At 71.2% G+C, this 24,180-nt stretch carries 21 protein-coding genes; 16 read left to right on the top strand and 5 right to left on the bottom strand.

All coding sequences use genetic code 11. The annotated features are described in order from the left end of the window. Positions 1-482 precede the first annotated feature (482 nt). Entirely contained in the window at positions 483-3,596 is a 3,114-nt protein-coding gene (locus I6J71_RS43500; RefSeq protein WP_204092174.1) for a BTAD domain-containing putative transcriptional regulator, read from the bottom strand. A 134-nt stretch (positions 3,597-3,730) separates the two neighbouring features. On the opposite strand from I6J71_RS43500, the gene I6J71_RS43495 reads away from it, so the two are divergent. Genes I6J71_RS43495 through I6J71_RS43465 form a run of 7 tightly spaced genes read left to right on the top strand, consistent with a single transcriptional unit; the run spans position 3,731 to position 9,325 of the window. Then, a complete protein-coding gene (locus I6J71_RS43495) occupies positions 3,731-4,864 on the top strand; it encodes a DegT/DnrJ/EryC1/StrS aminotransferase family protein (protein ID WP_204092173.1) in 1,134 nt (377 codons plus the stop codon). A 47-nt stretch (positions 4,865-4,911) separates the two neighbouring features. Continuing rightward, positions 4,912-5,841, top strand: coding sequence for an NAD-dependent epimerase/dehydratase family protein (locus I6J71_RS43490; protein ID WP_204092172.1), 930 nt, complete (start codon positions 4,912-4,914; stop codon positions 5,839-5,841). A 32-nt stretch (positions 5,842-5,873) separates the two neighbouring features. Next, on the top strand, positions 5,874-7,070 hold the full coding sequence (locus I6J71_RS43485) for a glycosyltransferase family 4 protein (RefSeq protein WP_204092171.1): 1,197 nt from the start codon (positions 5,874-5,876) through the stop codon (positions 7,068-7,070). After that, positions 7,057-7,671, top strand: coding sequence for a DapH/DapD/GlmU-related protein (locus I6J71_RS43480; protein WP_204092170.1), 615 nt, complete (start codon positions 7,057-7,059; stop codon positions 7,669-7,671). The genes I6J71_RS43485 and I6J71_RS43480 overlap by 14 nt, the downstream gene beginning before the upstream one ends. Positions 7,672-7,686: 15 nt before the next feature. Then, entirely contained in the window at positions 7,687-8,007 is a 321-nt protein-coding gene (locus I6J71_RS49520; protein ID WP_239154242.1) for a hypothetical protein, read from the top strand. Between the two features lie 59 nt (positions 8,008-8,066). Next, positions 8,067-8,576 carry a SigE family RNA polymerase sigma factor gene (locus I6J71_RS43470; RefSeq protein ID WP_204092169.1) on the top strand — a complete coding sequence of 170 codons (510 nt, stop codon included), beginning with the start codon at positions 8,067-8,069 and terminating at the stop codon, positions 8,574-8,576. Then, positions 8,573-9,325 (top strand): hypothetical protein, encoded by a 753-nt coding sequence (locus I6J71_RS43465; protein ID WP_204092168.1) that lies wholly within the window; start codon positions 8,573-8,575, stop codon positions 9,323-9,325. The genes I6J71_RS43470 and I6J71_RS43465 overlap by 4 nt, the downstream gene beginning before the upstream one ends. Here I6J71_RS43465 and I6J71_RS43460 read toward each other — a convergent pair whose 3' ends face one another. Beyond that, positions 9,326-10,282 carry a Gfo/Idh/MocA family protein gene (locus I6J71_RS43460; RefSeq protein WP_204092167.1) on the bottom strand — a complete coding sequence of 319 codons (957 nt, stop codon included), beginning with the start codon at positions 10,280-10,282 and terminating at the stop codon, positions 9,326-9,328. Beyond that, complete coding sequence (locus tag I6J71_RS43455; RefSeq protein WP_204092166.1) at positions 10,279-11,385, bottom strand: DegT/DnrJ/EryC1/StrS aminotransferase family protein; 1,107 nt, start codon at positions 11,383-11,385, stop codon at positions 10,279-10,281. Before I6J71_RS43455 ends, I6J71_RS43460 begins: the two co-directional genes overlap by 4 nt. 173 nt (positions 11,386-11,558) lie before the next feature. On the opposite strand from I6J71_RS43455, the gene I6J71_RS43450 reads away from it, so the two are divergent. From I6J71_RS43450 to I6J71_RS43420, 7 genes are read left to right on the top strand one after another with little or no spacing between them, the layout of a single operon-like run. After that, complete coding sequence (locus I6J71_RS43450; protein WP_204092165.1) at positions 11,559-12,290, top strand: UDP-N-acetylglucosamine acyltransferase; 732 nt, start codon at positions 11,559-11,561, stop codon at positions 12,288-12,290. Between the two features lie 12 nt (positions 12,291-12,302). Then, positions 12,303-12,548: an acyl carrier protein gene (locus I6J71_RS43445; protein WP_204092164.1), complete on the top strand. Its 246-nt coding sequence runs from the start codon at positions 12,303-12,305 to the stop codon at positions 12,546-12,548. After that, positions 12,541-13,272 (top strand): SDR family NAD(P)-dependent oxidoreductase, encoded by a 732-nt coding sequence (locus I6J71_RS43440; RefSeq protein WP_204092163.1) that lies wholly within the window; start codon positions 12,541-12,543, stop codon positions 13,270-13,272. Before I6J71_RS43445 ends, I6J71_RS43440 begins: the two co-directional genes overlap by 8 nt. Continuing rightward, entirely contained in the window at positions 13,269-14,678 is a 1,410-nt protein-coding gene (locus tag I6J71_RS43435; protein ID WP_204092162.1) for an AMP-binding protein, read from the top strand. Before I6J71_RS43440 ends, I6J71_RS43435 begins: the two co-directional genes overlap by 4 nt. After that, on the top strand, positions 14,675-15,754 hold the full coding sequence (locus tag I6J71_RS43430; protein ID WP_204092161.1) for an acyl-protein synthetase: 1,080 nt from the start codon (positions 14,675-14,677) through the stop codon (positions 15,752-15,754). Before I6J71_RS43435 ends, I6J71_RS43430 begins: the two co-directional genes overlap by 4 nt. Beyond that, a complete protein-coding gene (locus I6J71_RS43425) occupies positions 15,751-16,992 on the top strand; it encodes an acyl-CoA reductase (protein ID WP_204092160.1) in 1,242 nt (413 codons plus the stop codon). Before I6J71_RS43430 ends, I6J71_RS43425 begins: the two co-directional genes overlap by 4 nt. Before the next feature lie 39 nt (positions 16,993-17,031). Further along, the gene (locus tag I6J71_RS43420) at positions 17,032-18,024 is read left to right on the top strand and encodes a lysylphosphatidylglycerol synthase transmembrane domain-containing protein (protein WP_204092159.1); all 993 of its coding nucleotides are present in this window, start codon (positions 17,032-17,034) and stop codon (positions 18,022-18,024) included. Positions 18,025-18,083: 59 nt separating this feature from the next. On the opposite strand, the gene I6J71_RS43415 is transcribed toward I6J71_RS43420, so the two are convergent. Then, on the bottom strand, positions 18,084-20,015 hold the full coding sequence (locus I6J71_RS43415) for a DUF6541 family protein (protein WP_370542052.1): 1,932 nt from the start codon (positions 20,013-20,015) through the stop codon (positions 18,084-18,086). A gap of 251 nt (positions 20,016-20,266) precedes the next feature. Between I6J71_RS43415 and I6J71_RS43410 the strand changes: the two genes are divergently transcribed. Beyond that, positions 20,267-21,805, top strand: coding sequence for a hypothetical protein (locus I6J71_RS43410; RefSeq protein ID WP_204092158.1), 1,539 nt, complete (start codon positions 20,267-20,269; stop codon positions 21,803-21,805). Then, positions 21,802-23,259: a hypothetical protein gene (locus tag I6J71_RS43405; RefSeq protein ID WP_239154241.1), complete on the top strand. Its 1,458-nt coding sequence runs from the start codon at positions 21,802-21,804 to the stop codon at positions 23,257-23,259. The genes I6J71_RS43410 and I6J71_RS43405 overlap by 4 nt, the downstream gene beginning before the upstream one ends. A gap of 109 nt (positions 23,260-23,368) precedes the next feature. Here I6J71_RS43405 and I6J71_RS43400 read toward each other — a convergent pair whose 3' ends face one another. Continuing rightward, positions 23,369-24,154 (bottom strand): HAD family hydrolase, encoded by a 786-nt coding sequence (locus tag I6J71_RS43400; RefSeq protein ID WP_204097544.1) that lies wholly within the window; start codon positions 24,152-24,154, stop codon positions 23,369-23,371. Positions 24,155-24,180 lie beyond the last annotated feature (26 nt).

Here is a 24,180-nt window from a genome sequence, read left to right as displayed (position 1 = left end):
GTCACCACGAGGTACGGGCAGGCGGTGCCGACGTCCGTTCGGCTGTAGAGCGCGAAGCCGACGGCCGAACAGGGGCAGCCGAGCGTCACCGTGCCGGCGCGGCCGAGCGCTTTGATCAGGAGGGCGCCGAGCGTGCCGCCGATCAGCGCGCCGCCCATGCCCGGCAGCCCGCCGGCCCGACTTCAGCGGTGACCACCCGTAAACGAGCTGCGAGCACGGTCGTGACGATCGTCGCGGAGAACGTGCGGTTGCGAATCAGCGCCAGGTCCCGCGGTGGCTCACGCAAGCGGGGCTGGCGCAGCAAACGCAAGCAGACAGCCGATCCCCGACCGCCGCCGCGTACCCCGTTCCAGTGGTCCAGTCCTTTACGATGACGCTCGTCCGTCCCGCTGAGGAACCAGGCACGAACCACGTACGGTGCCCGACAGTGCAGCTCAGTGCAGCTCAGTGCAGCTCAGTGCAGCTCAGTGCAGGTCACACGACTACGGCGCGATCCCGGCCGCTGTCAGAGCTTTCTGCACCGTCAGCTCCCGGCCCGTGGTGTAGCACCGGTCGAAGCCCGCACCGAGCGCCGTACGCGCCCGCTCGGCCACGTCCGCGACGTCTGGTTGCCCCGCGACCTCCGTGCCGCGCGCCGCGGCGGCCGCGCCCAGCAGCAGAGCGGCCTCCTCCGGACGCGAGTCCACCAGTGCTGCCCCGGCGACGCATTCCAACGCCGACGCCAGGACCGTGCTGTCCTGCCAGTGCGACGCCGTCTCCACGGCCTGGCGCAGCAGGGCCCGCGCCTCCTCGGCCGAGCCCGACGCGACCGCGACCCAGCCGAGGCCGATGGTCGCGGCGGCGCGGACGATGGCGGCCGAGAACGAGCCGCCGGTGCACTCCGTCAGAGCGCGCGCGGCCAGGGCGCGGGCTCCGGCCAGGTCGCCGTCGCGGCGAGCCAGCGCGGCGAGGCCCACGTAGCCGGACGCGCGCGTTTCCGGCATGCCCGAGCGGCGGGCCAGTGCGATCACGCGCGAGTAGTCCGAGCGCGCGCCCGCGAGATCGCCGCGCAGGGCGCGGGAGTCGGCGCGGCGGCAGAGGAGGTCGGCGTAGTCGTCGGCGGCGCCGAGTTGCTGCATGAGGTCCATGGACTCCGTCATGGCGGCCAGTGCTTCGTCGTGCCGGCCGCGCCAGGTCAGCAACTGGGACAGGTGGTCCAGCGACATCGACAGGCCCCAGCGTTCACCCAGCGCGCGGTAGCGCGATTCACCTTCGCGCAGAAGGGTTTCGGCCTCGTCGAGGTCACCCGTCAGCATCGCGCGCAGGCCCGTGCCCATCGGTACCAGAGCGCTGGTCCACGGATCGCTGTGGGCCATCAGGCGGGTGCGCGTGAACAGCGACTCCTCGTCGGCCGGCGGGCCGATCACCACGCCCAGCAACAGGTTCAGCGTCGGGTGGCGGGGAGCCCACGACACGTCCCGCACGTACTGCTCCACAGTGGACTGGTACGGCAGCGTCGATTCGTGCCCGGGCGCGCCGGACATCGCGTTCAGCACGCACATCAGGAACTGCTCTTCGTACCCGGCGGGCGCGACGGGGCCGCACCGCTTGACGACTTCCAGCGAAAGCATCGCGCCCTCGTAGCGCCGTCCGCGCATCCACCAGTACGTCGCGAGCGCGGCCGTCAGCCGCAACGCCGTGGGCAGGTCCGCGGTCGCCGACCACCGCAGTGCGGCGACGAGGTTGTCGTATTCCGCGTCGAGGCGGTCGAGCCAGTGCAGCTGGCCGGCCGTGCGCAGCTGGGGATCCGCTTCTTCGGCCAGGCGCAGGAATTCGACCGCGTGCGCCCGGTGCAGCGAGTGGGTTTCCCCGGCGCCCTCGAGCTTCTCCGCGCAGAACGCCCGGATCGTCTCCAGCATGCGGTACCGGTCGCCCGTGGTTTCGACCAGCGACTTGTCCGCCAGCCCCGGCAGGAGGTCGACGGCGTCGGGCACGTCGCACACGCGCTCGGCGAGCGCCAGCGTCGCCCCGCCCGGGAACACGGTCAGCCGGCGCGCGAGGCGGCGTTCGTCGTCGTCCAGCAGTTCCCAGCTCCACTCGACGACGCCGCGCAGCGACCGGTGCCGCGCCTCCGCCGTGCGGCTGCCGCGCGCGAGCAGGTGGAAGCGGTCCTCGAGGCGGGCGGCGATCTCGCCGACGGGCAGCGTCCGCACGCGCGCGGCCGCCAGCTCCAGCGCGAGCGGCAAACCGTCGAGGGCGGCGCAGATGTGCTGGACGTCGCCGATGGTGGTGTCGTCCACGCGGAACGCCGGGTCACTCGCGGCCGCGCGGTCGGCGAACAGCCGCACGGCGGGGAAACCCAGCGCTTCGGCCGCCGGCGTGCCCGGGGGCGGCACCGCGAGCCGCGGCACGGGTGCCAGCTGCTCGCCCGTGATCCCCACCGGTTCGCGGCTCGTCGCCAGCACGCGCAGCCCCGGGCACGCGGGCAGCAGCCGCGCGAGCAGCCGGGCCGCCGCGTCGATCACGTGCTCGCAGTTGTCCAGCACCAGTAGCGTCGCCCGGTCGCGCAGCGCCGACACCAGCCGCTCGACGGGCTCCTGCCCGCCCGTGCCGCGCAGCGGCGACGCGCCTTCCCGCAGCCCCAGCGCGCTCAGCACGGCCCGCCCCACGTCGTCCGCGACGTGCGGCGCCAGCTCCACGAACGCCGCCGGTCCCGCGTTCGCCGAAGCCACCTCCACGGCCAGCCGCGTCTTGCCCGTGCCGCCCGGGCCCAGCAGCGTCACGAGCCGCGCGTGCCGCAGCAGCTTCGTGACCTGGCGCAGTTCGCTGTCGCGGCCGACGAAACTCGTCAGCTGCGCGGGCAGCGGTGAAGCCGCGGCCGCCGGTTCGCTGCGCAACGCGGCCAGGTGCGCCTCCGTCAGGTCTGGACCGGGGTCCGCGCCCAGTTCGTCGGCCAGCGTGCGGCGCGCGTCCTCGAACACCGCCAGCGCCTCCGCCGACCGGCCCGCCGCGGTCAGGGCGCGCACGAGTTGCGCGCGCGACCGTTCGCGCAGCGGCGCGGCGACGACGGCTGCCCGCAGCTCGTCCAGCACCTCCGCCGCCCGGCCCAGCGTGATCTCGGCGTCGACGCGGTCGCTCGCCGCGTCGGCGCGCAGCTCCTCGAGCCGGATCGCCTGCGTCGCGGCGAAGGGTGCTTCGGGCACGTCGGCGAACGCCGGACCGCGCCACAGCGCCAGGGCTTCGGTGAGCAAGTCGCTCGCGCGCGTCGCGTCGCCCGCCGCGAGCTCGCGGCGCCCGTCGCAGGCGAGGCGTTCGAAGCGGTGCACGTCGACGTCGTCTGGTTCAACCACCAGCCGGTAACCCGCCGCCGTGAACTCGACCGGCGCCACGTTTTTCAACGCGCCGCGCAGCCGCGACACCTGTGACTGCAGCGCGTTGGCCGCGCCGTCCGGTGGCTGCTCGCCGTACAGGCCGTCGATCAGCCGCTCGGCCGGCACGAACCGGCCCGCCTCCAGCGCGAGCTGCGCCAACAGTGCCCGCACCCGGGGTCCGCCGACGACCACCGCCCCGCCGGTCGCGTCCCACGCGGCGATCGCCCCCAGCACCCCGATCCGCATGCGGTCAGCCTAGGCGCTGGACCGGCGCGTCACCGGCACGTTTCGTCCCCGAACCCGGCTCGGCGGGGCGCGTCTATACACTTCGGCGCGACCCTGCGCAACGCGTCGTGGTCCGAGGAACAACAGGAGTGGGGATGACTGAACAACCGGTGCTGCTCGGCCGGCCGACGGTCGGCGAGGAGGAACTGGCAGCGGTCGCGGAGGTGTTCCGGTCCGGCTGGCTGGCCGGGGCGGGGCCCGCGTGCCGCCGGTTCGAGGAGCGGTTCGCGCAGGTCACGGGCACGGCACACACCCTGACGACGAGCAGCTGCGGCGCCGCGCTGTTCCTGGGGCTCAAGGTCCTGGGGGTCAAGCCGGGTGACGAGGTCATCGTCGGTGACTACACGTTCCCGGCCACCGGCCACGCCGTGCTGCAGGCCGGCGCGAAGCCCGTGTTCGCCGACATCCGCCCCGACGTCTTCAGCGCCGACCCGGCCGCGGTCGAAGCGCTCATCACGCCCCGGACCGTGGGCATCCTCGCCGTCGACGTGGCCGGCCTGCCGGGCGACTTCGACGAGTACCGGACCATCGCTGACAAGCACGGCCTGTGGCTGTTCGAGGACGCCGCCTGCTCGGCCGGCGCCACGTACAAGACGCGCCCCGCCGGCAGCCTCGCGGACCTCGCCGCGTTTTCGTTCCACGGCCGCAAGGGCATCACCGCGGGCGAGGGCGGCGCGCTCGTCTCGAACCGCGAAGACCTGATCGCCCACGCGCGCAAGCTCCACACCTACGGCATCGAGCCCGCTATCAGCCGCGAGGGTTCGGGCACGCTGCCGATCCCCGAGTTCCACGAGCTGGGCTGGAACTTCCGCCTGTCGGACATCCAGGCCGCGATCATGGGCGTGCAGCTGGACCGGCTGCCCGACCTGCTCGCCGCCCGCCGCGCCGTCGCCAAGCGCTACCACGAGGCGTTCGCTGATGTCGATCAGCTGACCACCCCCGTCGAGCTGCCCGACCGCGAGCACCCGTGGCAGGCCTACCTGCTCACGGTCGCGCCGGAGGTCAGCCGCGACGCGCTGGCCCTGCGCATCCGCGAGCAGGGCGTGCAGTGCAACTTCGGCACCTACGCCTCGCACCTGCAGCCGGTGTACGGCGAGCAGCCGCCGCTGCCCGTGTCGGCCGACGCCTTCCGCCGTCAGCTGGCGATCCCGATGCACGCCGAGCTCACCGACGTCGAGGTCGACCGGGTGGTCACCACGGTGACCGAAGCCGTGCGAACCTTGAGCTGACCGACCCGAGCTGACCGAAGACGCCGCCGACCGAGGAGAGAGTGATCATGTCCGAGAAGAAGGTGTTCTTCACCGGTGGTGGTGGGTTCATCGCGGCCCACGTCATCCCGCTGCTGATCGACGGCGGCTACACCGTCCGCATCTTCGACAACATGACCCGCGGCGACCGGCAGCGCGTGAACGACTTCGTGGCGACCGGCAAGGTCGAGCTGGTCGAAAAGGACGTTCGCTACGGCGGCGCGGTGCGCGAGGCCATCCGCGGCTGCTCGCACGTGATCCACTTCGCGACGGTTTCGATCAACAAGTCGATCGCCGACCCGCACGAATCGATCGACATCAACATGTCCGGCAACCACAACGTGTTCGCCGCGGCCGCCGACGAGGGTGTCGAGCGCCTGGTGTTCGCGTCCACCGCGTCGGTGTACGGCGAGCCGAAGCGCCTGCCGATGCACGAGGACGACGAACTGCGCCCCCTCACGCCGTACTGCATCTCCAAGCGCGCCGGCGAGGACCTGCTGGGCTTCTACGAGCGCACCAAGGGCCTGTCCTGGAACGCGCTGCGCTTCTTCAACGTGTACGGCCCGGGCCAGAAGATCGAGGCCTACTACACGTCGGTGATCAACCACTTCATCCAGCGCCTGCGCGCCGGCCAGCCGCCGATCATCGACGGCCGCGGCGACCAGTCGATGGACTTCGTTCACGTGTCCGACCTCGCGCGCTCGGTCGTCGCGGCGCTGGAGTCGGAGCAGGCCAACCTGCCGATCAACATCGGCACCGGCATCGACACGTCCGTGGCGTCGCTCGCGAAGATCCTCATCGAGGCTGTGGGGGTCGACGTGCAGCCGCAGTTCAACAACCGCGACGTGCTCGTGTCGCGCCGGGCGGCGGACATCACGCGCGCTCGTGAGGTGCTCGGCTGGGAGCCGACGATCACGGTCGAAGAAGGCATGCGGGCGCTGGTGCGGGACAGCGAGTGAGTGCCACGGCGGGGCCGGCTCGAGGACGCGCCATGCGCATCGCTGTGGTGAACAACTTCTTCCCGCCCCGCGTGGGCGGGAGCGCCCACATGTCGGCCTCGCTCGCGGCCGAGTACGCCGCGGCAGGCCACGAGGTACTCGCGATCACGGCTGCCTACGGCGACGCCCCCGCGGAGGAGACGCGCGACGGCTACCGCGTCGTGCGCCTGCCCGCGGCGAAGATGCCGCAGCTGGGCCTGTCGATCGACTTCGACATGAGCTTCGCGTCGCTCAAACCGGGCAACTGGCGGGGGCTGCGCAAGCTGCTCGACGAGTTCAAGCCCGACGCCGTGCACCTGCACGGCCAGTTCTTCGACCTGTCGTGGCTCGCGGGCTTCTACGCGCGGCGGCGCAAGCTACCCGTGCTGCTGACCATCCACACGCTCCTGATCAGCGAGAACAAGCTGTACTCGCGCGTGTTTCGGGTTCTCGACTCGCTGCTGGTCAAGCCGGTGCTGAACTACATCCGGCCCCGCTACGTCATCCTTGACAAGCTCGGCGTGGACTACTGCGTCGAGCGCTACGGCACGAGCGACGCGAACTCGGAGTACTTCCCGATCGCCGTGGACACGGGCAACTTCGCCAAGCCCGTGACGAAGGACGTGCGTGCCGAGCTGGAGCTGGGCGACGGGCCGCTGATCGTGTCGCTCGGCCACGTGATCCCGCTGCGCAACCGGCTGCCGCTGGTCGAAGCGCTGCCGCCGATCCTGAAGCGGCACCCGGACGTGCGCGTGGTCGTGGTCGGCCGCGTGTACCACGACGCGTTCCTCAAGCGCGCCGAAGAGCTCGGTGTGGCCCACGCGCTGACCGTGACCGGCGCGGTGCCGAAGCAGGACGTGCCGGCGTACTTCGCGGCGGCCGACATCGTGACCCACGACCTCAACGGCGGCTGCGGCACCGCGTCGCTCGAGGCGATGCTGTCGGGCACGGCCACGATCGCGTCGGTCACCGAGGACAACTACCCGGGCATCGAGCTGCGCAACGGCGAGAACATCCTGCTCGTGCGGCCCGACGACCCCGAAGCGGTCGCGGAGACCGTGCTGTCGCTGCTGGACGACCCGGAGCTGCGCGAGCGGATCGCGCAGCGGGAGAGCGCCATGGTCCGGGCCAACTTCGGCCTCGACGTGGTGGCCGAGGAGCACCTGCGCGTGTTCACGAAACTGGTGGCGGACAACGATGTTCTTCGATGACGACCGCAGCAACCGCCTGCGGCCGATGATCCTGAACGACCTCGTCTCGCAGTACCTGAACGACGCCGAGCGGGCCAAGTTCTACGGCCTGCCCGAGTCGTGCCGCGTGCGCGAACGCGTGAAGATCATCAGTCCCGAAAACCTCACCATGGGCGAACACTGCTGGATCGGTGAGGGCGCGGCGCTCGACGCGAGCGGCGGCCTGGAGATCGGCGAGCACACCAGCATCGGCCTCAACACGCTCGTGTTCACGCACTCGAGCTGGCTCGCGAACATGGCGCTGCAGAACCACTCGGGCAGCGACCTCATCGAACGCAAACCCGTGAAGATCGGCAAGGGTTGCTTCATCGGCGGCCTGGTGGTCATCATGCCGGGCGTCACGATCGGCGACTTCGCGACCGTGCAGCCGAACTCGGTGGTCGCCAAGGACGTCCCGCCGCGCACCCTCGTCGCCGGCAACCCCGCGCGGGTGTTCCAGCGCTACGACGAGGAGTACATCCAGTCCGAAGTGGAGCGCGTCCGCGCCGAGAACGCCCGCCGGCGCGCCCGGTCGGACGACCCCAGCGGCTGGGGCTCCCCGGCGGGTGACTTCACGGAGTAGCCCTGTGAAGGGCTGGTGAACGCGGACGGTGGCACTGGACACTGTTCCGGGTCACTGCAAGTAAAGGAGTTTTCGAGCGCCTTCCAGCGGCCGCACCACCTCCTGACCCGCGACGACTGGGCGGAACTTCCGGAGACCTCGGACTCCCATGTCGACATCGAGCAGTACTGGATCGTCGATCTCGACGCGCCGGTCAGCATGATCACCTACCGTCTTGTCGACGGCGCCTACGAGAACTTCGGCGAGCACTCCGGCAAGGTCGAACTCGACGTCGCGGGCACGCCGGTCGTGCTCGACCTGGACGCGCTCGTCGCGGCCCGCGCTCAAAAGCTCTAGCGGCGGCAGCGTCGCGTACGCCCAGCCGTCCCGTAGACGTGGAGATCGGGGGTATGCAGGTGGCACGCAGCGACGACGAGTTCGTCGAGTTCGGCGAAGCTTCGTCCCACCGGCTCACATACGCCGCGTACCTGCTCACGGGTGATCGCCACCAGGCGGAGGACGCCGCGCGGACCGCGTTCGCCCGGACGTACGCCGCCTGGGGGCGCGTGCGGCGCAAGGACGCCTACGCGTACGCCCGCACCGTGCTCGTCAACCACGTGATCGACGCTTGGCGCCGCCCGGTGCGCGAGTACGCGGCCGACGAGCTGCCCGAGCGGCCGACGGGCCAGGACGTCGCCCAGGCCGTGTCGCAGCGTGAGTGGTTGTCGGCGGCGCTGGCGCGCCTGACGGGGCGCGAACGCACCGTGGTGGTGCTGCGGCACTTCTTCGACCTGCCGGAACAGGAAGTCGCCGACGAGCTCGGGGTGTCGGTGGGTCCCGGCAAGAGCACGAACTCGCGGGCGCTCGCCAAGCTGCGGGTGGCCGCCGGACCGGAAGACGCGCTGATCGGAGGGGGTGGGCGGTGACCGACCTCGACAAGTTGCGGGCCGCGCTGCACGAGCCGCCCGCCCATCCCTTCGCGCCACCCGACCTGGCGCGCATCATCGCCGACGGCAAGCGCATCCGCCGCCGGCGCCGCCTCGCGACGGGCGCGGGCGCGGTCGCCGCGGTCGCCGCCGTCGTCGGGATCGTGTTCGGGGCGGCGTTCCTGCGCACCCCGGGCGAGCCGGCCCCGACGCGGCTGCCGGCTCTCGCGGCCCCCAGCGCGTCCGCGAGCGCCGCGCCCAGTTACGCCCCGACGTCGTCGACGTACTTGCCGCCGCCGAAGGTGCTCACCCAGCCGGAGGGCGACGTCATCGCCACCGGCACCAAGACCCACCAGGGCGAGCTCGGGCTCTACGCCTACCGCTTCGACGAGCCGTCCCTGCCCGACGTCCACTTCGGTGTCATGGCCGCGACCCAGGCCGGCAAGACGCTGCGGCCGCTGTACGCGAGCAACGAGGTCCGCGGCTCCGACCGCTCGTTCGGCTTCCACACCACCGCCGGCGGACTGACGATCAACGACGTCTTCGTGCCCGTGTTCGGCTACTTCTCGGGCCCGGCCGCACGCATCACCAGCACCGTCCGCGGCAAGCCGGTCGACGCGCACGTCGCCAAGCGGAGCCAGGACCCGTCCGTGGTCGTCTTCTGGTTCGACCAATCGGCGGTGCCGTGCGCGGCGCAGCTGACCCCGCCGGTCGCCTACGCCGCGAACGGCAGCCGCCTCACGAAGTGATCAGGCCGCGGCCTGGGTGAGCACCTGCGCCACCACGTGGTGCGACGGCAGGATCAGGTCCCGCTCCACGGCCGCGTCGATCTTGCCCTCCAGGAGATCCAGGAAGCGGTCCAGCTGGGTGGCCAGCGGTTCGCGGGCCGTGACCAGCTCGGGGATCTCGATCACGGTCTGCTGCCGGTAGCCGAGGCCGTCCGGGGTGACCGAGTCGTGGGAGACGTGGCGGTAGATGGTGACGTCGCGGCGAAGCAGGTCGATCTCGATGAGCCGGTCCAGTTCGGACACGACGAGCGAGCGGACCTTGCGCTGGCCCAGCCGGGAAGCCGACACCGTGGCCAGCCCGCTCGGGAACGACAGCACGGTCTCGATGGTGTCCTCCGCACCCTCCACCGACTGCGGGTGGAAGTAGCCCGCACCGGAGGTGACGCGCGCCGGCGTGGCGCCGCCGAAGAACTGGATGGCCAGGTCGACGTCGTGCACCAGCAGGTCCCACGCGACGCCCGTCTTGATGCGCGGCGCGTACGGGCCGTGGCGGCGCGCCATGAGGTGCACCGGCTCGTTGACCAGCGCCCGCGCCGTCATCACGGCGGGGTTGTAGCGCTCGAGCAGGCCGCACATCAGCGGCACGTCCTTCTGCTCCGACAGCGCCACGATCTCCTGCGACGCCTCCAGGCTGTTGCACACCGGCTTCTCGACGAGCATCGGCTTGCCCTGGCCCAGGATCTCCTGCGCCAGCTCGTAGTGCGCCTCCGTGGCCGAGGCCAGCACCACGGCGTCCACATCGGACAGCGAGCCGATCTCCGGCGTCCACCCGGTTTCGTAGCGCTCGGCGACGGTGCGGCCGGCTTCCTCGCGCGGGTCGATGACGCGCACCAGGTCGACGCGGTCGTTGGCGGCCAGCACGCGCGCGTGCAGCGAGCCCATGTTGCCCGTGCCGATGAGTGCGATGCGGTGGCTCATGCGCCCAGCACCTCGCGCACCGTCGCGATGACCTGCTCCACCTGCGCGTCGGTGAGGTGCGGGTGCACCGGCAGCGACAGCGCCTGGTCCGCGACGGCCGAGGCCACCGGGAAGTCCTTCACGTCGGCACCCGGGATCAGCGGGTGGTCGCGGTAGCAGTCGTAGTCGAACACGACCTTGGGGTAGTAGATGCCGTTGCCGACGCCCCGCTCGGTGAGAGCGGCGGCGAGCTCGTCGCGCGAGAGCATCGCGTGCGGGCCGACCAGCACGGTGTACTGGTGCCACACGTGCTCGCGGCCGGGCAGCACCTGCGGCACGTCGAGGCCCGGCGTGCCGGCCAGGCCTTCCGAGAGCCGCTTCGCGTTGGCCTGGCGGGCCGCGGTGATCTGGTCGAGCTTCTCCAGCTGCGGGATGCCGACGGCCGCGTGCAGGTCGGTCATGCGGTAGTTGTGGCCCGCCAGCTCGTACTGGTAGCGGGCGCGCATGCCCTGGTTGCGCAGCACGCGCAGCTTGTCGGCCAGCGCGTCGTCGTCCGTGGTGATCACGCCGCCCTCGGCGGTGGTCACGTTCTTGGTGGCGTACAGCGAGAAGCAGCCGATGCCGTACGAGCCGGCGGTGCGGCCCTCGAACGACGCGCCGACCGCCTGGGCGGAGTCCTCGATGATGCGCAGGCCGTGCTCGGCGGCGAGCGGGGCGAGCTTGCCCATGTCCGCCGTCTGGCCGTAGAGGTGCACCGGCATGAGCACCTTGGTGCGATCGGTGACCGCGGCGGCGACGGCGTCGGGGTCGATCGCGAAGTCGTCGCGGCGGATGTCTGCGAAGCGGACGGTGGCGCCGGCCTCCAGGATGGCGTTCAGCGTCGCGACGAACGTGAACGGCGAGGTGATCACCTCGTCACCCGGCTCCAGGTCCAGCGCCTGCAGTGAGGCGACCAACGCGGTGGTGCCGTTGTTCACGGCGATGGCGTGCTCCGTGCCCGCGACGTGCGCGAAGGCGTCCTCGAAGCGCTTGACCATCGGCCCCTGTGCGATGGCGCCGGATCGCAGCACCTCGACTACGAGGTCCTCCGCGTCACGGACGTCGACCACGGTAATGGGGATCATCGGCAGTCTCTCTCGGCAGGCGATTTCGATGCGTCCGGTACAGTGAGCCGCCGGTTCTGCGCCCGGCCGCCCTGCGTGAACGCGGGCCACACGTTACCGGGCGCCGCCGCCTGCCCCTGACCCCAGGCCGCTGGTGACCCGACAGCGGCTGTGAACCGAATGGATCACCAGCAGTGGTAAACCGGATCCACCCCACGGCAGTGCTCGGAGAAGGCGTCGAGCTCGGTGACGACAACGTGATCGGACCGTACACGGTGATCGTCGGCCCGGCCAGGATCGGTTCCGGCAACTGGGTCGGCCCGCACGTCACGATCGGCACTCCGGGCGAGGACCGCGGCCGGGCCCACCCGGCCGCGTGGGAGTCCGCGCCGACCGGCGATGCGGACCACGACGGCCACGGCGTGGTGATCGGCGATCGCAACCGCATCCGCGAGTACGTCACCGTCCACCAGGGCACCTGGCGCACCACCACGCTCGGCAATGACGGCTACTACCTGCGCGGCTCCCACATCGCCCACGACTGCCTCGTCGGCTCGGGCGTCACGGTCGCGTCCAACGTGCTGACCGGTGGCCACTGCCACATCTGGGACGGCGCGAACCTCGGCATGGGCGCGATCCTGCACCAGAAGGTCGTCGTCGGTCCCGGCGCGATGGTCGGCATGGCCTCGGCCGTGCGGCGCGAGGTGGGTGCGTTCACGATCGCCGTGGGCAACCCCGCGCGCGTGACCGGCGTCAACGTCGTGGGCCTGTCGCGCCGCGGCCTGGACGAGACCACGATCGAAGCGCTGGGTCCGTGGCTCAAGGGCAAGGCGGGCCTCCCGGAGGATGGGCTGGCCGACCGGCTGCCCGGCGACCTCTCTACCTTGGTCAAAGCGTGGGACGCCCGCCCGCGCGACGAGCACTAGGAGCGGTGAAAAATGTCGGAAGTGGCCCCCAAGCTGCGTGAGGTCTTCGTCGAAGCGCTCGACCTCGACGGTGACGTGGACGTGGAGAACTTGAAGTACCGCGACATCGAGGCGTGGGACTCCGTCGGCCACATGGCGCTGGTCGCGGCGATCGAGGACGAGTTCGACGTCGAGTTCGACACCGACCAGGTCATCGACATGTCGAGCTTCAAGGTCGCCGTGGACATGGTCAGCGAGCTGAAGTCGAAGAATGACTGACCTGACCGGCCGCGTCGCGCTGGTGACCGGTGGCACGCGCGGGATCGGCCTGGCCACCGCGCGCGCACTGGCCGAGGCCGGGGCGACGGTGGTCTTGACCGGCCGCGACGAGTCCCGCGCGAAGGAAGCCGCGGCCGCCGCGGGTGCCGCCGCCGGGCTCGCGCTCGACGTCACCGACGCGAAGGCCGTGTCCACCGTGGTCCGCGGGGTCGCGAAGGAGCACGGCGCACTCGACGTCGTGGTCGCCAACGCCGGGATCATGGAGGACGCGCTCCTCGGCATGATCCGCGAGGAACTGGTCGACACCACGCTGGCCACCAACGTCGCCGGCACGCTGCACACCGTGCAGGCGGCTGCCCGGGCGATGCTGCGCAAGAAAGCCGGCGCGATCGTGGTGCTCGCCTCCGTGGTGGGGCAGTACGGCAGCGCCGGCCAGACCGTGTACGCGGCTTCGAAGGCGGCGGTGGCCAACATCGCGCGCTCGGCCGCGAAGGAGCTCGGCCGCTCGGGCATCCGCGTGAACGCGGTGGCGCCGGGCGTGATCGAGACGGACCTGACCGCGAGCCTGTCCGAAGACGCGAAGGCGGACAGCGTCGCGAAGACGCCGCTGGGACGGCTCGGGACGGCCGAGGACGTGGCGAAGGCGATCCGCTTCCTCGTGAGCGACGACGCCGCGTTCATCACCGGGCAGGTGCTGGGAATCGACGGAGGCTTGGTGCTGTGACGCTGTGGGGTGCGGGAGCCCGGCTGATCGATGTGGCCGGGGGCCGCACGCTGGCGGGCGATGAGCTGGACGCGGAGGTCACGCGGGCGATGACCGCGCTCGACGACCTGCCGCCCGGGGTGCTGTTCGCGCGGATGTCCGTGGACCTGGCGAGCGTGCTGCGCTACCTCGGCGCGTTCGAGGCGCACCGCCCGGTCGCGCTGATCGACCCGGCGCTCGACGCCGACGTGCTGGCGGGGCTCATCACGCGCTTCCGGCCGGCCGCGGTGCTGGCGGCGCCCGAAGCGCCGGCGCCCGACGGCTACGAGGGCGTGAACGGCGACTGGGTTCGCACGTCGGCCGACGGCGTCGAACCGCACCCGGATCTCGCGGTGCTGCTGCCCACCAGCGGCTCGACGGGCAATCCCAAGCTCGTGCGGCTCTCCCGGGGTTCGCTGCTGGCCAACGCCGAAGCGATCGCCGAGGTGCTGCACATCGACGGCGACGAGGTCGCGCCGACGTGCCTGCCGCTGCACTACAGCTACGGCCTTTCGGTGCTGAATTCGCACCTGCTGCGTGGCGCGACCGTGGTGATCGAACCGTCCGGCGTGCTCGGACGCGGATTCTGGGACGCGGTCACGGAGCACGGCATCACGTCGCTGTCGGGTGTGCCGTACCACTACGAGATGTTGCGGCGCTTGAAGTTCGACCCCGCGAAGTACCCGACGCTGCGCACGCTCACGCAGGCCGGCGGCAAGCTGCGCGACGAGCTCGTGAGCGAGTTCAACGACAAGATGCTCGCGGTCGGCGGCCGCATGTACGTGATGTACGGCCAGACCGAGGCGGCGCCGCGGATGACCACCGTGCCGGCCGAGCGGCTGGCCGAGAAGATCGGCTCCGCCGGGCCCGCGCTGCCGGGCGGCGCGTTCGCCATCCGCCGCGACGACGGCGCCGAGACCACGCACCCCAAGATCGTCGGTGAGGTCGTCTACCGCGGCCCCAACGTGATGATGGGCTACGCCGAAGACGAGAAGGGCCTGGCCGCCGGCGACGAGTGCGGTGGCCTGCTCGCCACCGGCGACCTCGGGTACCTCGACGAAGACGGCTTCCTGTTCATCACGGGGCGGCTCAAGCGCATCGGCAAGGTGTTCGGCAACCGCGTGAGCCTCGACGACCTGGAGCAGGCCGTGCGCCAGGCGGCCGTGGGCATCGACGTGGTGGCCGCCGTGGCCGCGGGCGACAAGGTCGTGCTGTTCGCCGAGCTGCCCGAGGGCGAGGGCGCCAAGGCGATCTGCAAGGACGCGGCCCGCGCGCTGTCCGACCGGCTGCACCTGCACACCAGCGGGTTCGACGTGCGGCCGATCGACACCGTGCCGCTGCTGGCCAGCGGCAAGATCGACTACCGGTCGTTGGAGGGACGGGTATGAGTGTGTTCACGCGCTCGCAGGCCGAGCGGGAAGCCTTGCTGCTCCCCGAGCTCGCGCAGCTGACCGCGCACCACCGCGCGAACTCCGAGGGCTACGCCCGGATCCTGGCTTCGCTCGGCATCGCGCCGGACGCGTCGTTCGGTGCGATCGCAGACCTGCCGTGGCTGCCGGTGCGCATGTTCAAAACCCACGACCTCAAGTCGATCCCCGACTCCGAGGTGTTCAAGACGCTCACGTCGTCGGGCACCACCGGCGCCGGCGCGTCGCGCATCTACCTGGACAAGGACGCGGCGGGCGCGCAGACCAAGCAGCTCGGCGCGACACTGCAGGAGGTGCTCGGCGGCGAACGGCTGCCGATGCTGATGGTCGACACCATCGGCATCATCAAGAACCGCCGCTCGTTCTCCGCGCGCGGCGCGGGTGTGCTGGGCATGGCGAACTTCGGCCGCAAGCACACGTACGTGCTCGACGAGAACGACAAGCCCGACGTCGAGGCCGTGAAGAAGTTCCTCGCCGAGTACGGTGACAAGCCGTTCCTCATCTTCGGGTTCACCTTCATGGTGTGGCTTTACCTGTACGAGGTGGCGCGTGAGAACGGGCTCGACCTCTCCAACGGCATCCTGATCCACTCCGGTGGCTGGAAGAAGCTCATCGACCGGGCCGTGGACAACACCGAGTTCCGCCGCCGGTTCAAAGAGGACACCGGCCTGACGCGGATCCACAACTACTACGGGATGATCGAGCAGATCGGCACCGTGTTCCTCGAGGGCCCGTCCGGGAACTCCTTGTACTGCCCCGATTTCGCGGACGTCGTGATCCGCGACCCGGAGACGTGGCGCGAGCAGCCGGTCGGCAAGCCCGGCGTGATCGAGGTCGTCTCGACGCTGCCGCGCTCGTACCCGGGCCACGTGCTGCTGACCGAGGACCTCGGCGTCTACAACGGGATCGACGACGGTGACTGGCCGGGCAAGCACTTCTCGGTGCTGGGGCGGCTGCCGAAGGCCGAGGCCCGCGGGTGCTCGGACACGCTGGATCTGAGCGGGACACCCGCACCCGGGCGAGGGGCCGCGGCATGAATCTGGAGCAGACGTTTCCCCAGGGCGCGCCGGTCGAGGTCGGCGCGCTGGTCGACGAGCTGCGGACGGAGCCGCCCGGCGGCCGCCTGACCGTGGGCGATCCGCGGGTCGTCGAGTTCGTCACGAAGTTCGCCCGCAAGCTGCTCGCGCCCGCTCTTGCGCGGCGGTTCCCGGAGCTGGCGTCGCTGGGTTTCTTCCTGCGCAAGGGAGAGCTGGCCAAGGCACTGTCCACTTTGGATACTACGGGCGACGCGCTGCGTTTCCCGCGCGGACTCGTGTTCCACGTGCCACCGGCGAACGTCGACACGATCTTCGTGTACTCGTGGGCGCTTTCCGCGCTGGCGGGCAACACGAACGTCGTGCGCGTGTCGTCGCGCTCGGCCGGCGCGGCCGAGGCCGTGCTGGAAGCGCTGAACGCGGCGCTCGACGACGTGTCGCCGCAGGTGGCGCAGACCATCCGCGCGACCCAGCGCATGGTCACCTACGACCGCAGCGACGAGATCAGCGGCGCGCTGTCACTGGCGGCGGACCTGCGCGTGATCTGGGGTGGCGACGCGTCCGTGGCCGCGCTGCGGAAGTACCCGCTCGCGCCGCACGCGCGGGACCTGACGTTCCCGGACCGCTCGTCGTTCGCGGTCGCGTCGGTGCGCGGCTGGCAGCAGGCGACGCCGGAGCAGCGCCGCACCGCGGCCGAAGGGTTCTACAACGACTCGTACTGGTTCGACCAGGCCGCGTGCTCGTCGCCGCGGACCGTGTTCTGGGTGGGCGACGCCGAAGGTGCCCGCGCCGCGGGTGCGGAGTTCCGCGCGTTGCTGGCGGCGGTGCTCGAGGCCAAGCAGCACGTGACCGAGCCGGCGATGGCCGTGCAGAAGCGCGTGTCGGCCTACGGCGCGGCCGTCGACGGGCTTGCCTCCGCGATCTCTTTCGAGGGAAATTCCCTGGCCACTTTGGAGCTCACCGACCCGACCGTGATGCCGCGCGAGTGGCTCGGCGCGGGGACGTTCGCCAACGCCCGGGTCGCGTCGTTGACCGAGCTCGTGCCGATCGTGCTGCGCAAGGACCAGACCGTGAGCCAGTTCGGGTTCACGCGTGCCGAACTGGTGTCGTTCGTGACCGAGCTCGCCGGGCGAGGCGTAGACCGGGTGGTGCCGTTCGGCTCGGCGCTGACCTTCGCGGGCGTCTGGGACGGTTACGATCTGCTTGCCGAATTCAGCCGCCTGGTCACGGTGCAGGCGTGACCAGCGGTGATGTGCTGCCGTTGATGAGGAGACTGGTCAGTGACGACCGTTCGCACGTCTGAGGACGACTTGCCGGCGCCTGCCCAGCCGCCGAAGCCGGCCAAGTCCCGCAAGGCGAAGATCCTCGACGCCGTCCGCTGGCTCGCGATCCTCCTGGTGGTCGCCTTCGCGGCCAAGGCGCTCACCGACAACTGGACCGAGTTCTGGCACACGCTGTCGGACGTCGCGTGGCAGTCGTCGGTGCTGAGCGTCGCCGCGCTGGTCGTCTCCATCATGGTCTCGACCTGGGGCTGGCAGGTCATGGTCGACGACCTCGGCAAGCCCATCGGCTACATCCGCGGCGCCCAGATCTGCCTGGTCGGCTCGCTCGGCAAGTACGTGCCCGGCTCGGTGTGGGCGTACCTGCTGCAGATGGAACTCGGCCGCAAGGCCGGCCTCGCCCGCGCGCGCATCTTCACCGGCTCGTTGATCCAGCTGGGCGTCGGCGTGGTGTCGGCCCTGGTCGTGTCCTTGCTGGCCGCACCGGCCGTCTTCAGCAACAGCCCGCGCGCGATGTGGCTGTTCGTGCTGATCCCCGTCGGCTTGGCGCTGTTGCACCCGCGCGTGCTGACCTGGGGCACGTCGCTGATCCTGAAGATCCTGCGCCGCCCGCCCCTCGAACGCCCCTTGACCTGGGGGGTTGTGCTCAAGACCTTAGGCGCGTCCACTCTGGCCTGGGTCTTGCAGGGTGTGCACCTGTGGTTGCTGGCCAACTCCGTCGGCGCCCCCGGCTTCAGCGGTTTCATCCTGTGCGTCGGCGCCATGGCCGTCGCGATGACCGTCGGCACCTTCGCCTTCATCCTCCCGAGCGGCCTCGGTGTCCGCGAGGTCGCGCAGGTCGCGGTCCTGACAGCCAGCGGCCTCACCGTCGGCCAGGCGACGGCGTTCGCCGTGGCCTCGCGCGTGATGTTCACGGTCGCGGACTTGATCACGGCTGGTGGAGCCGCCGGGACGGCTTGGCTGGCCAAGCGCCGTCAGGTCGCCACCGCCTGAGGTTCACACCTCGCACTGTGGGCCATCTGAAAAACCCGCCCGCCCGGAGAGCGTGAGCCTCAGCCCGTGAACCGGTAGATCACCGCGTCCGGGTTGCGGTACACCTGCCGCAGGAACGGCAACCCGTCCAGCCCCACCAGCCCGGGGGACGAGTACTGCGGGTGCGGCGGCGCCATCGGCCGCCCCAGGATGACCCAGTGGATGTTCAGGCGCTGGACCGCGGCGCGGACCTGCGGGTCCGTCGCGTACTCCTTGAAGTGCCGAGCCAGCAGCAGCGCGTCCGACGGGGGAGCGGTGCCGTCGTCGTGGGCGGCGACCGTGCGCACGCCCGTCAGGGCATACGTCCAGACCGTTCCGTCCAGCCGGTCGTTCATGGCCCATTCGCCGGGCTTCGCCAGGTGGCCCAGCTCGACCATCGCGGCTTCTTCGTCCGGCGTGATGTTCTGGTCGTGCGGATTGGCCGACCGGTAGCCGGGCGCGACGCGATCGCCGTTGGTCCCGGCGTAGAGCCCCTTCGTGACGCCTGCGAAGCCCAGCAGGACGATCGCCGCCAGGATGGCCGCGGGCGCGCGCGGCGGCAGGTGCTCGCTGAGCCACGCCTGCAGCGACGCGATTCCGTGCCCCGCGATGAACGCCAGCGGCACGATCGCCATCGAGATGAACCGGTACGGGTCGTCCCACCACGGTCGCGAGAACGCCATCACCAGCGGTGAGTTGGACGACGCCACGGCGGCGTACGCGAGGCCGGTGATCAGCGCCGTCAGGCCGATCCACCGCAGGTCGCCGAGCCGGCGGAAGAAGACGAAACCCAGCAGCAGCGCGGCGGCCAGCCAGAGCTGCGGGTGCGGCTCGAAGTGCTGGAACCCGAGCAGTGCGCCGATGGCCGTGGTCGCGCGATACTCGCTCGGCCAGCCCAGGTAGGGCAGGTTCCCGCTGGCCAGCCCCAGTGCGCCGAACAATTGCAGCCACGCGACCAGCACGGACACCACCGCGATCGGCAGCAGCGCCAGCAAATCGTGCCCGAAGCGCCGCCGGCGCCGACCTGGTGAGAACCAGCGCTGCACCAGCAGCGGCCCGGCGAACAGGATCGCGCCGAACAGCGTCGAGGAGTGGATGCACAGCAGCCCGACGGCACTCACGACCAGCACGAACCCGGTGTCCGGCGCGACGCGATCGAGGTAGCGGCGCAGCACCACGGCGGCGAGCGGCGTCAAAGCCAGCCCGAGCAGGAACGGGTACAGCGGCCCGCGGCTCATCGACTCGTACGTGCTCATCACCGGCGCCGCCGACGCGAGCGCCACCGCGCCGGCGAGTACCGCGCGGCCGCGGAACTCGCGCACCAGCACGACCAGCGACAGAGCCAGCAGGCCGGGCAGCAGCGCGGTGTTCACGTCGAGGGTCAGCGGGATCGACGTTTCGCCGGTCAGGGAGTACTGGATCGCCGCGAGCAGGTGGTAGGCATTGGGGTAGAAGGGCGGCTTCCCGTCGCCGTACCAGTTCAGCGTGCCCATCCCGAACAGGCTGCCGTCACCGGTCGTGGCGATGTAGCGCACGCCGTTGGCCGCGTACGGCGCGTCGCCGCCTTGCGCGATCGCGCCGAGGTGGCCCATCCCGCGCACGGCCGCGTAGAACCCGAGCGCGGTGGCCAGCAGCAGGCACGCGGCGACGGCCCAGTGCCCGCGCGGCGACCACCCGCGAAGCTCGTCGGCGGGCGGCTGGCGGCGCAGCGTGAGCCGCCGCAGTCCGAACGCGACAGCCACGAAAACCACAGTGGTCACGGCGTAGGTCAGCGTGTTGTACGGCAAGCCCACCGCGGCGGTCCACGGCCCGGCGAGGCCGCCGATCGCGTAGCTCGACAGCGGGGTGAGCCCGGCGAGCAGCCAGCCCCTCAGGCCCGCGGCGAGGCCCGTGACCAGACCAGGCAGGCCGAGCACGAGCAGGCAGACGGCGAGACTCGCCACATCGGACAGCATCGTGGGTTCGCTCGGCAACAGACATCCTCGGCTGTGACGGGTCCGCTCGGTGCCCCCGGGTGGCGGATCGGAATCGGGAGCACAGATTAGCGGGCTCCACATACACCCGAACGGCTTATGTCCGGGAAGCGTAGTGAAGCGATTGACTGGACCCTGTGAAGTGAGGCGCCGACATTCCGGCGAATCACTCACCCGAAAGCGAGAATTCGTCGTGAGGATTCACCGCGACGGCCGGTGGGGACCGTTGGGGGCTGGAGGCGGGGGGTCGCGTGGTCTACGCGGTCGTGGGGGGCTGGCTGGTGCTCGGCGCACTGGTCGTCGCGACCTGGCAGAAGATCGCGGCCGACCGCGCCTGGCGCAGCTTCGTCGTGGTGCTCGTGCTCGCGTTTTCTCTGGTGCACCAGCTGTTGTTCGCCACCGTGACCGAAGACGCGCTCGTCACCTTCCGCTACGCGCAGAACATCGTCGACGGCGCCGGTGCCGTGTTCAACCCCGGTGACCGGGACGAGGGTTACGCGAACTTCCTCTGGCTCGTGGTGATCGCCCTGCCGCGCGCCGCGTTCGGCGCGGACGTCCAAACCTCCGGGGTGGTGCTCGGCGTCGCCGCGGCGCTGGGCTGCGTGCTGCTCGCGTACTTCCTGGCCAACCGGATCACCCGGCTCGCGCTGCCGGACGGCGCCGGGCCGCAGCCCGCGGTGGGCGTCGCGGCGGCCGTGCTGACGGCGGGGGCGAGCGGTCTCGCCGTGTACGGGCCTTCGGGCACCGAGCTGCCGATGTTCGTGCTGTTGGTGCTGGCCGTGGTCTACGCGTATGTCGCGCGCCGCGCCGTCGTGGCGGGAGTGCTCGTGGCGGCCGCGGTGATGACGCGGCCCGAGGGACTCGTGCTCGCCTTGGTCGTGGGCGGGTGGCTGGTTGTGGCGGCCGCACGCGGGCGCCACAACTGGTGGGCGCCGGCGGGGTACGTGCTCGGGGCGCTGGTGTTCCTCGTGCCGTGGACGGCCTGGCGCGTCACCTACTACCACCACTTCCTGCCCGGCTCCGCCGTGCGCGTGCTGGGCCCCGACTGGCGGTACCTCACCGGCTTTTCCCTGGCCCACCTGGGTTTCCTCGCGCTCGGCGTGGCCGCGGTGGTGACGCTGAGCCTCATCCGGACCCCTGGGCGCGCCGCGGACGCGCGGTCGGCGCTGTGGTTGCTCTTCACGCTTGCCTTGTGCTTCACGGTTTTCGTCGTGGTGCTCGACGGCGACACCGGCCCGTCGTGGCGGCTGCTCGTACCCGTGCCGCCGCTGCTGGCCGTGGCTTCCGCCGGTGCGCACGGCGTGCTGACGGCCGCCAATCCTTCACCTGAGCCGCGCACGGTGTCGCGGCTCGTGCCCGTGGTGGCGGCCGTGTTCACGGGCTTCGCGGTGCTCGTCTCGGTGGTGAGCCCGGACGTCCTGACGAGCGTGCGGGCCTGGCACCAGGACAGCGCGCAGCTCGCGGAGGTCGGCGAGTGGCTGGCCGCGTACCTGCCGCCGGGTTCCGTCGTGAGCGCCGCGGCGCCGGGGGCCATCGCGAGCCGCGCGGGTTCGCGGTTGCTGGTGTTCGGCACCGATCTGCGCCGCGCGACGCTCACCGTGCCCGAGGACGACGGCTATGCCAAGACCCAGCATTGCGGCAACGACCTGGCCTTTTACCGCGTCGCGACGTTCAGGCGCACCGGAACGCCGTTCTGGATCGCCGTGTACCCGCGGGCCGACGAAGCGACCTTGCTCATCGATTACCTCGATCGGTCACCGGACTTCCAGTACGTATCGTGCCCGGCATGAGACGGTCACCGGCTGTCGGGTTCGGCGTCTTCGGTGTGGCGCTGGCCTTGCTGCTGGTGCGGTTCCTCGTGCCACGCCCCGTTTCGCTGTCCGACAACGGCGACGGCTTCCGGGTCCTGTGCGGCGCGGGGATCACGTGGGCCAGCAAACCGTTGCCCCACACACAACTGCTGTACGCCGCTACGCCGGAAGGGTGCTCGCCGACGTACCAGCTGAGCCAGAGCTGGCTCGCGCGCTTGGCGGTGTGGCTCGGCGACGCGTTCGGGCTGCACTCCGCGCTCAGCCTGGTGGTGCTGGGAGTTCTCGGCTGCGTCGTCGCGGCTTCGGCCGTCGCGTTGGTGGTCGTGGGGTTGCCGTACGGGTTCCGCGTCCGTGCGCTGGTGGGCGCGGGGCTGCTGCTGGTGGTCGCCGATTCGGCGTTCTTCGGCTACTTTTCGTCGATCCTCGGTGAGAGCACGGCCTTTCTGGGCCTGTTGCTGTGCGTCGGCGGCGTGTTGCTCATCGCCCGCCCGGGGTCGTGGTGCTACGCGGGCTTGGCCGTGACCGCGGCCGGGGGCTTGCTGGCGGTGAACGCCAAGGTCCAGACCTTGATGATCTTGCCGCTGCTGATCGTCGCGGTGCTGCTCGTCCGCCCCGGCGTGCGTTCGCGGTGGTTGCCCGGCCTGTGCCTCCTCGTGGTCCTGGCCGGTGGCACCTGGTGGGCCCAGACGTCCGTCGCCCCGGCTCCCGCCCCGGACGGCACGATCTCGGCCCGCCCCGGCGATGACTCCCGCGAGATCAACGTCGTGAACACGGTGTTCCTGAACATCGTCGACGGACAGCACGACTCCGCGGCGGATCTGGCCTCGCTGGGCCTGCCGGCGTCCTTCGCCCAGTACGCGGGCAACGGCTGGTGGCACCCGCACCCGGTCACCCTCGACCCGGCTTACGCGCAGTACCGCGCCCAGCTGAGCCGCCGCAACGTGGCCACCTGGTTCGCCACCCACCCGGCCCGGACGCTCGCGATCCTCCACCGCGCCGCCGGCGACCTGCTGACGGCCCGGCCCGACTACCTGGCCTCATTCGACTCCACCTCCGGCCAACCGCCGGGCGCGCAGGAGTACCGCGTGCCGGTGTGGTCCAGCCTCACGCGGCTGCTGGCGCCGCTCGGCCTGTTCGCCTTGATCCCGGTGTGGTCGTTCATCGGGTGGCGCTCGTGGCGTCACCGGCGGGCGGCCCTGGGGGTGGCGCTCGCGCTGCTCCTGACGACCGCCCTGGGCCAGTTCGTCCTGGCGGCGCTGGGGGACGGGATCGAGAACGTGAAGCACCAGGTCATCGCGCTGTTCTGCACGCTGGTGGCCGTGGTGCTCGGTTGCTGTCCGCGGCCGAAGCGGGGAGCAGCGAAAACCCCTCGGTCAGCGCGTCGGGCGGAGCCGGCCGACGCGCCGCCGACGGCCACTTCGGCGGGATCGTGAGCAGCGCGGTACAGCGCAGCCGGCAGGAGCGCCGGTTCCTGGGTGACCGCGGCGATCAGGATGACGACCGCGCACAGCACCACCTTGCGCCGGAACGCTTGTCGAGCGTCTAGAACCAGCGCTCCAGGACCTGCGCGACACCGTCCTCGGCGGCCGGGCCGGTCACCTCGTCCGCGATCGCCCGCACGGCCTTGTGGCCGTTCGCCATGGCGACGCCGTGGCCCGCCCACTGGAGCATCTCCACGTCGTTCGGCATGTCGCCGAAGGCGATGACCCGCTCGGCCGGCACGGCGAACCGCTCGGCGACGTCGGCGAGACCCGTCGCCTTCGTGATGCCGTGGGCGGACAGCTCGATCAACCCGCCCGAGGACGAGTAGGTGATGTCCACCGCCCCGTCCAGCACGGCGCGCGCGGCCTGCGCCATCTCCTCCGAGTTCATACCGCGGTGGCTGATCAGCAGCTTGATCGCCGAGTGGCCGAGCACCTCGGCACGCGGCACGGTGCGGCCTTCGCCGTCGCCCCAGGGGTTGCGGTAGTCCGGTTCGATGACGAAGGCGCGGACGTCCGCGGTGATGCGCTCGGCAGCCAACCGGCAGCCCGGCAGCGCCTTGTCCAGTGCCCCCACCAGGTCGTGCAGCAGTTCGGGCGAGAGCGCCCCGTGCACGGCCACCACCTCTTCGGACGCGACGTCCAGCAGCACGGCGCCGTTCGCGCAGACCGCGTAGCCGCTCAGGGCCAGCGGACGGGCGATCGGCGGGATCCAGCGCGGCGGCCGGCCGGTGCACAGGACGAACGGGACGCCGGCGGCGCGCACCCGGCGCACGACTTCGATCGTGCGTTCGGAGGGGGTTTCGGAGGGGCCGACCAGGGTGCCGTCGACGTCCGAGGCGATCAAGCGGGGCTTTTCCACGTCGCCATTGT

This window comes from Amycolatopsis sp. FDAARGOS 1241 (assembly GCF_016889705.1).
Taxonomy (GTDB): Bacteria; Actinomycetota; Actinomycetes; order Mycobacteriales; family Pseudonocardiaceae; genus Amycolatopsis.
The sequence above is the reverse complement of the archived record's forward strand: the minus strand, read 5'-3'. Positions and strand labels throughout refer to the sequence as shown.

Coding starts and splice junctions, on each gene's coding strand:
- I6J71_RS43500 (WP_204092174.1), bottom strand. CDS start 3,596: ATGCGGATCGGGGTGCTGGGGGCGATCGCCGCGTGGGACGCGACCGGC.
- I6J71_RS43495 (WP_204092173.1), top strand. CDS start 3,731: ATGACTGAACAACCGGTGCTGCTCGGCCGGCCGACGGTCGGCGAGGAG.
- I6J71_RS43490 (WP_204092172.1), top strand. CDS start 4,912: ATGTCCGAGAAGAAGGTGTTCTTCACCGGTGGTGGTGGGTTCATCGCG.
- I6J71_RS43485 (WP_204092171.1), top strand. CDS start 5,874: ATGCGCATCGCTGTGGTGAACAACTTCTTCCCGCCCCGCGTGGGCGGG.
- I6J71_RS43480 (WP_204092170.1), top strand. CDS start 7,057: ATGTTCTTCGATGACGACCGCAGCAACCGCCTGCGGCCGATGATCCTG.
- I6J71_RS43460 (WP_204092167.1), bottom strand. CDS start 10,282: ATGAGCCACCGCATCGCACTCATCGGCACGGGCAACATGGGCTCGCTG.
- I6J71_RS43455 (WP_204092166.1), bottom strand. CDS start 11,385: ATGATCCCCATTACCGTGGTCGACGTCCGTGACGCGGAGGACCTCGTA.
- I6J71_RS43445 (WP_204092164.1), top strand. CDS start 12,303: ATGTCGGAAGTGGCCCCCAAGCTGCGTGAGGTCTTCGTCGAAGCGCTC.
- I6J71_RS43440 (WP_204092163.1), top strand. CDS start 12,541: ATGACTGACCTGACCGGCCGCGTCGCGCTGGTGACCGGTGGCACGCGC.
- I6J71_RS43430 (WP_204092161.1), top strand. CDS start 14,675: ATGAGTGTGTTCACGCGCTCGCAGGCCGAGCGGGAAGCCTTGCTGCTC.
- I6J71_RS43425 (WP_204092160.1), top strand. CDS start 15,751: ATGAATCTGGAGCAGACGTTTCCCCAGGGCGCGCCGGTCGAGGTCGGC.
- I6J71_RS43405 (WP_239154241.1), top strand. CDS start 21,802: ATGAGACGGTCACCGGCTGTCGGGTTCGGCGTCTTCGGTGTGGCGCTG.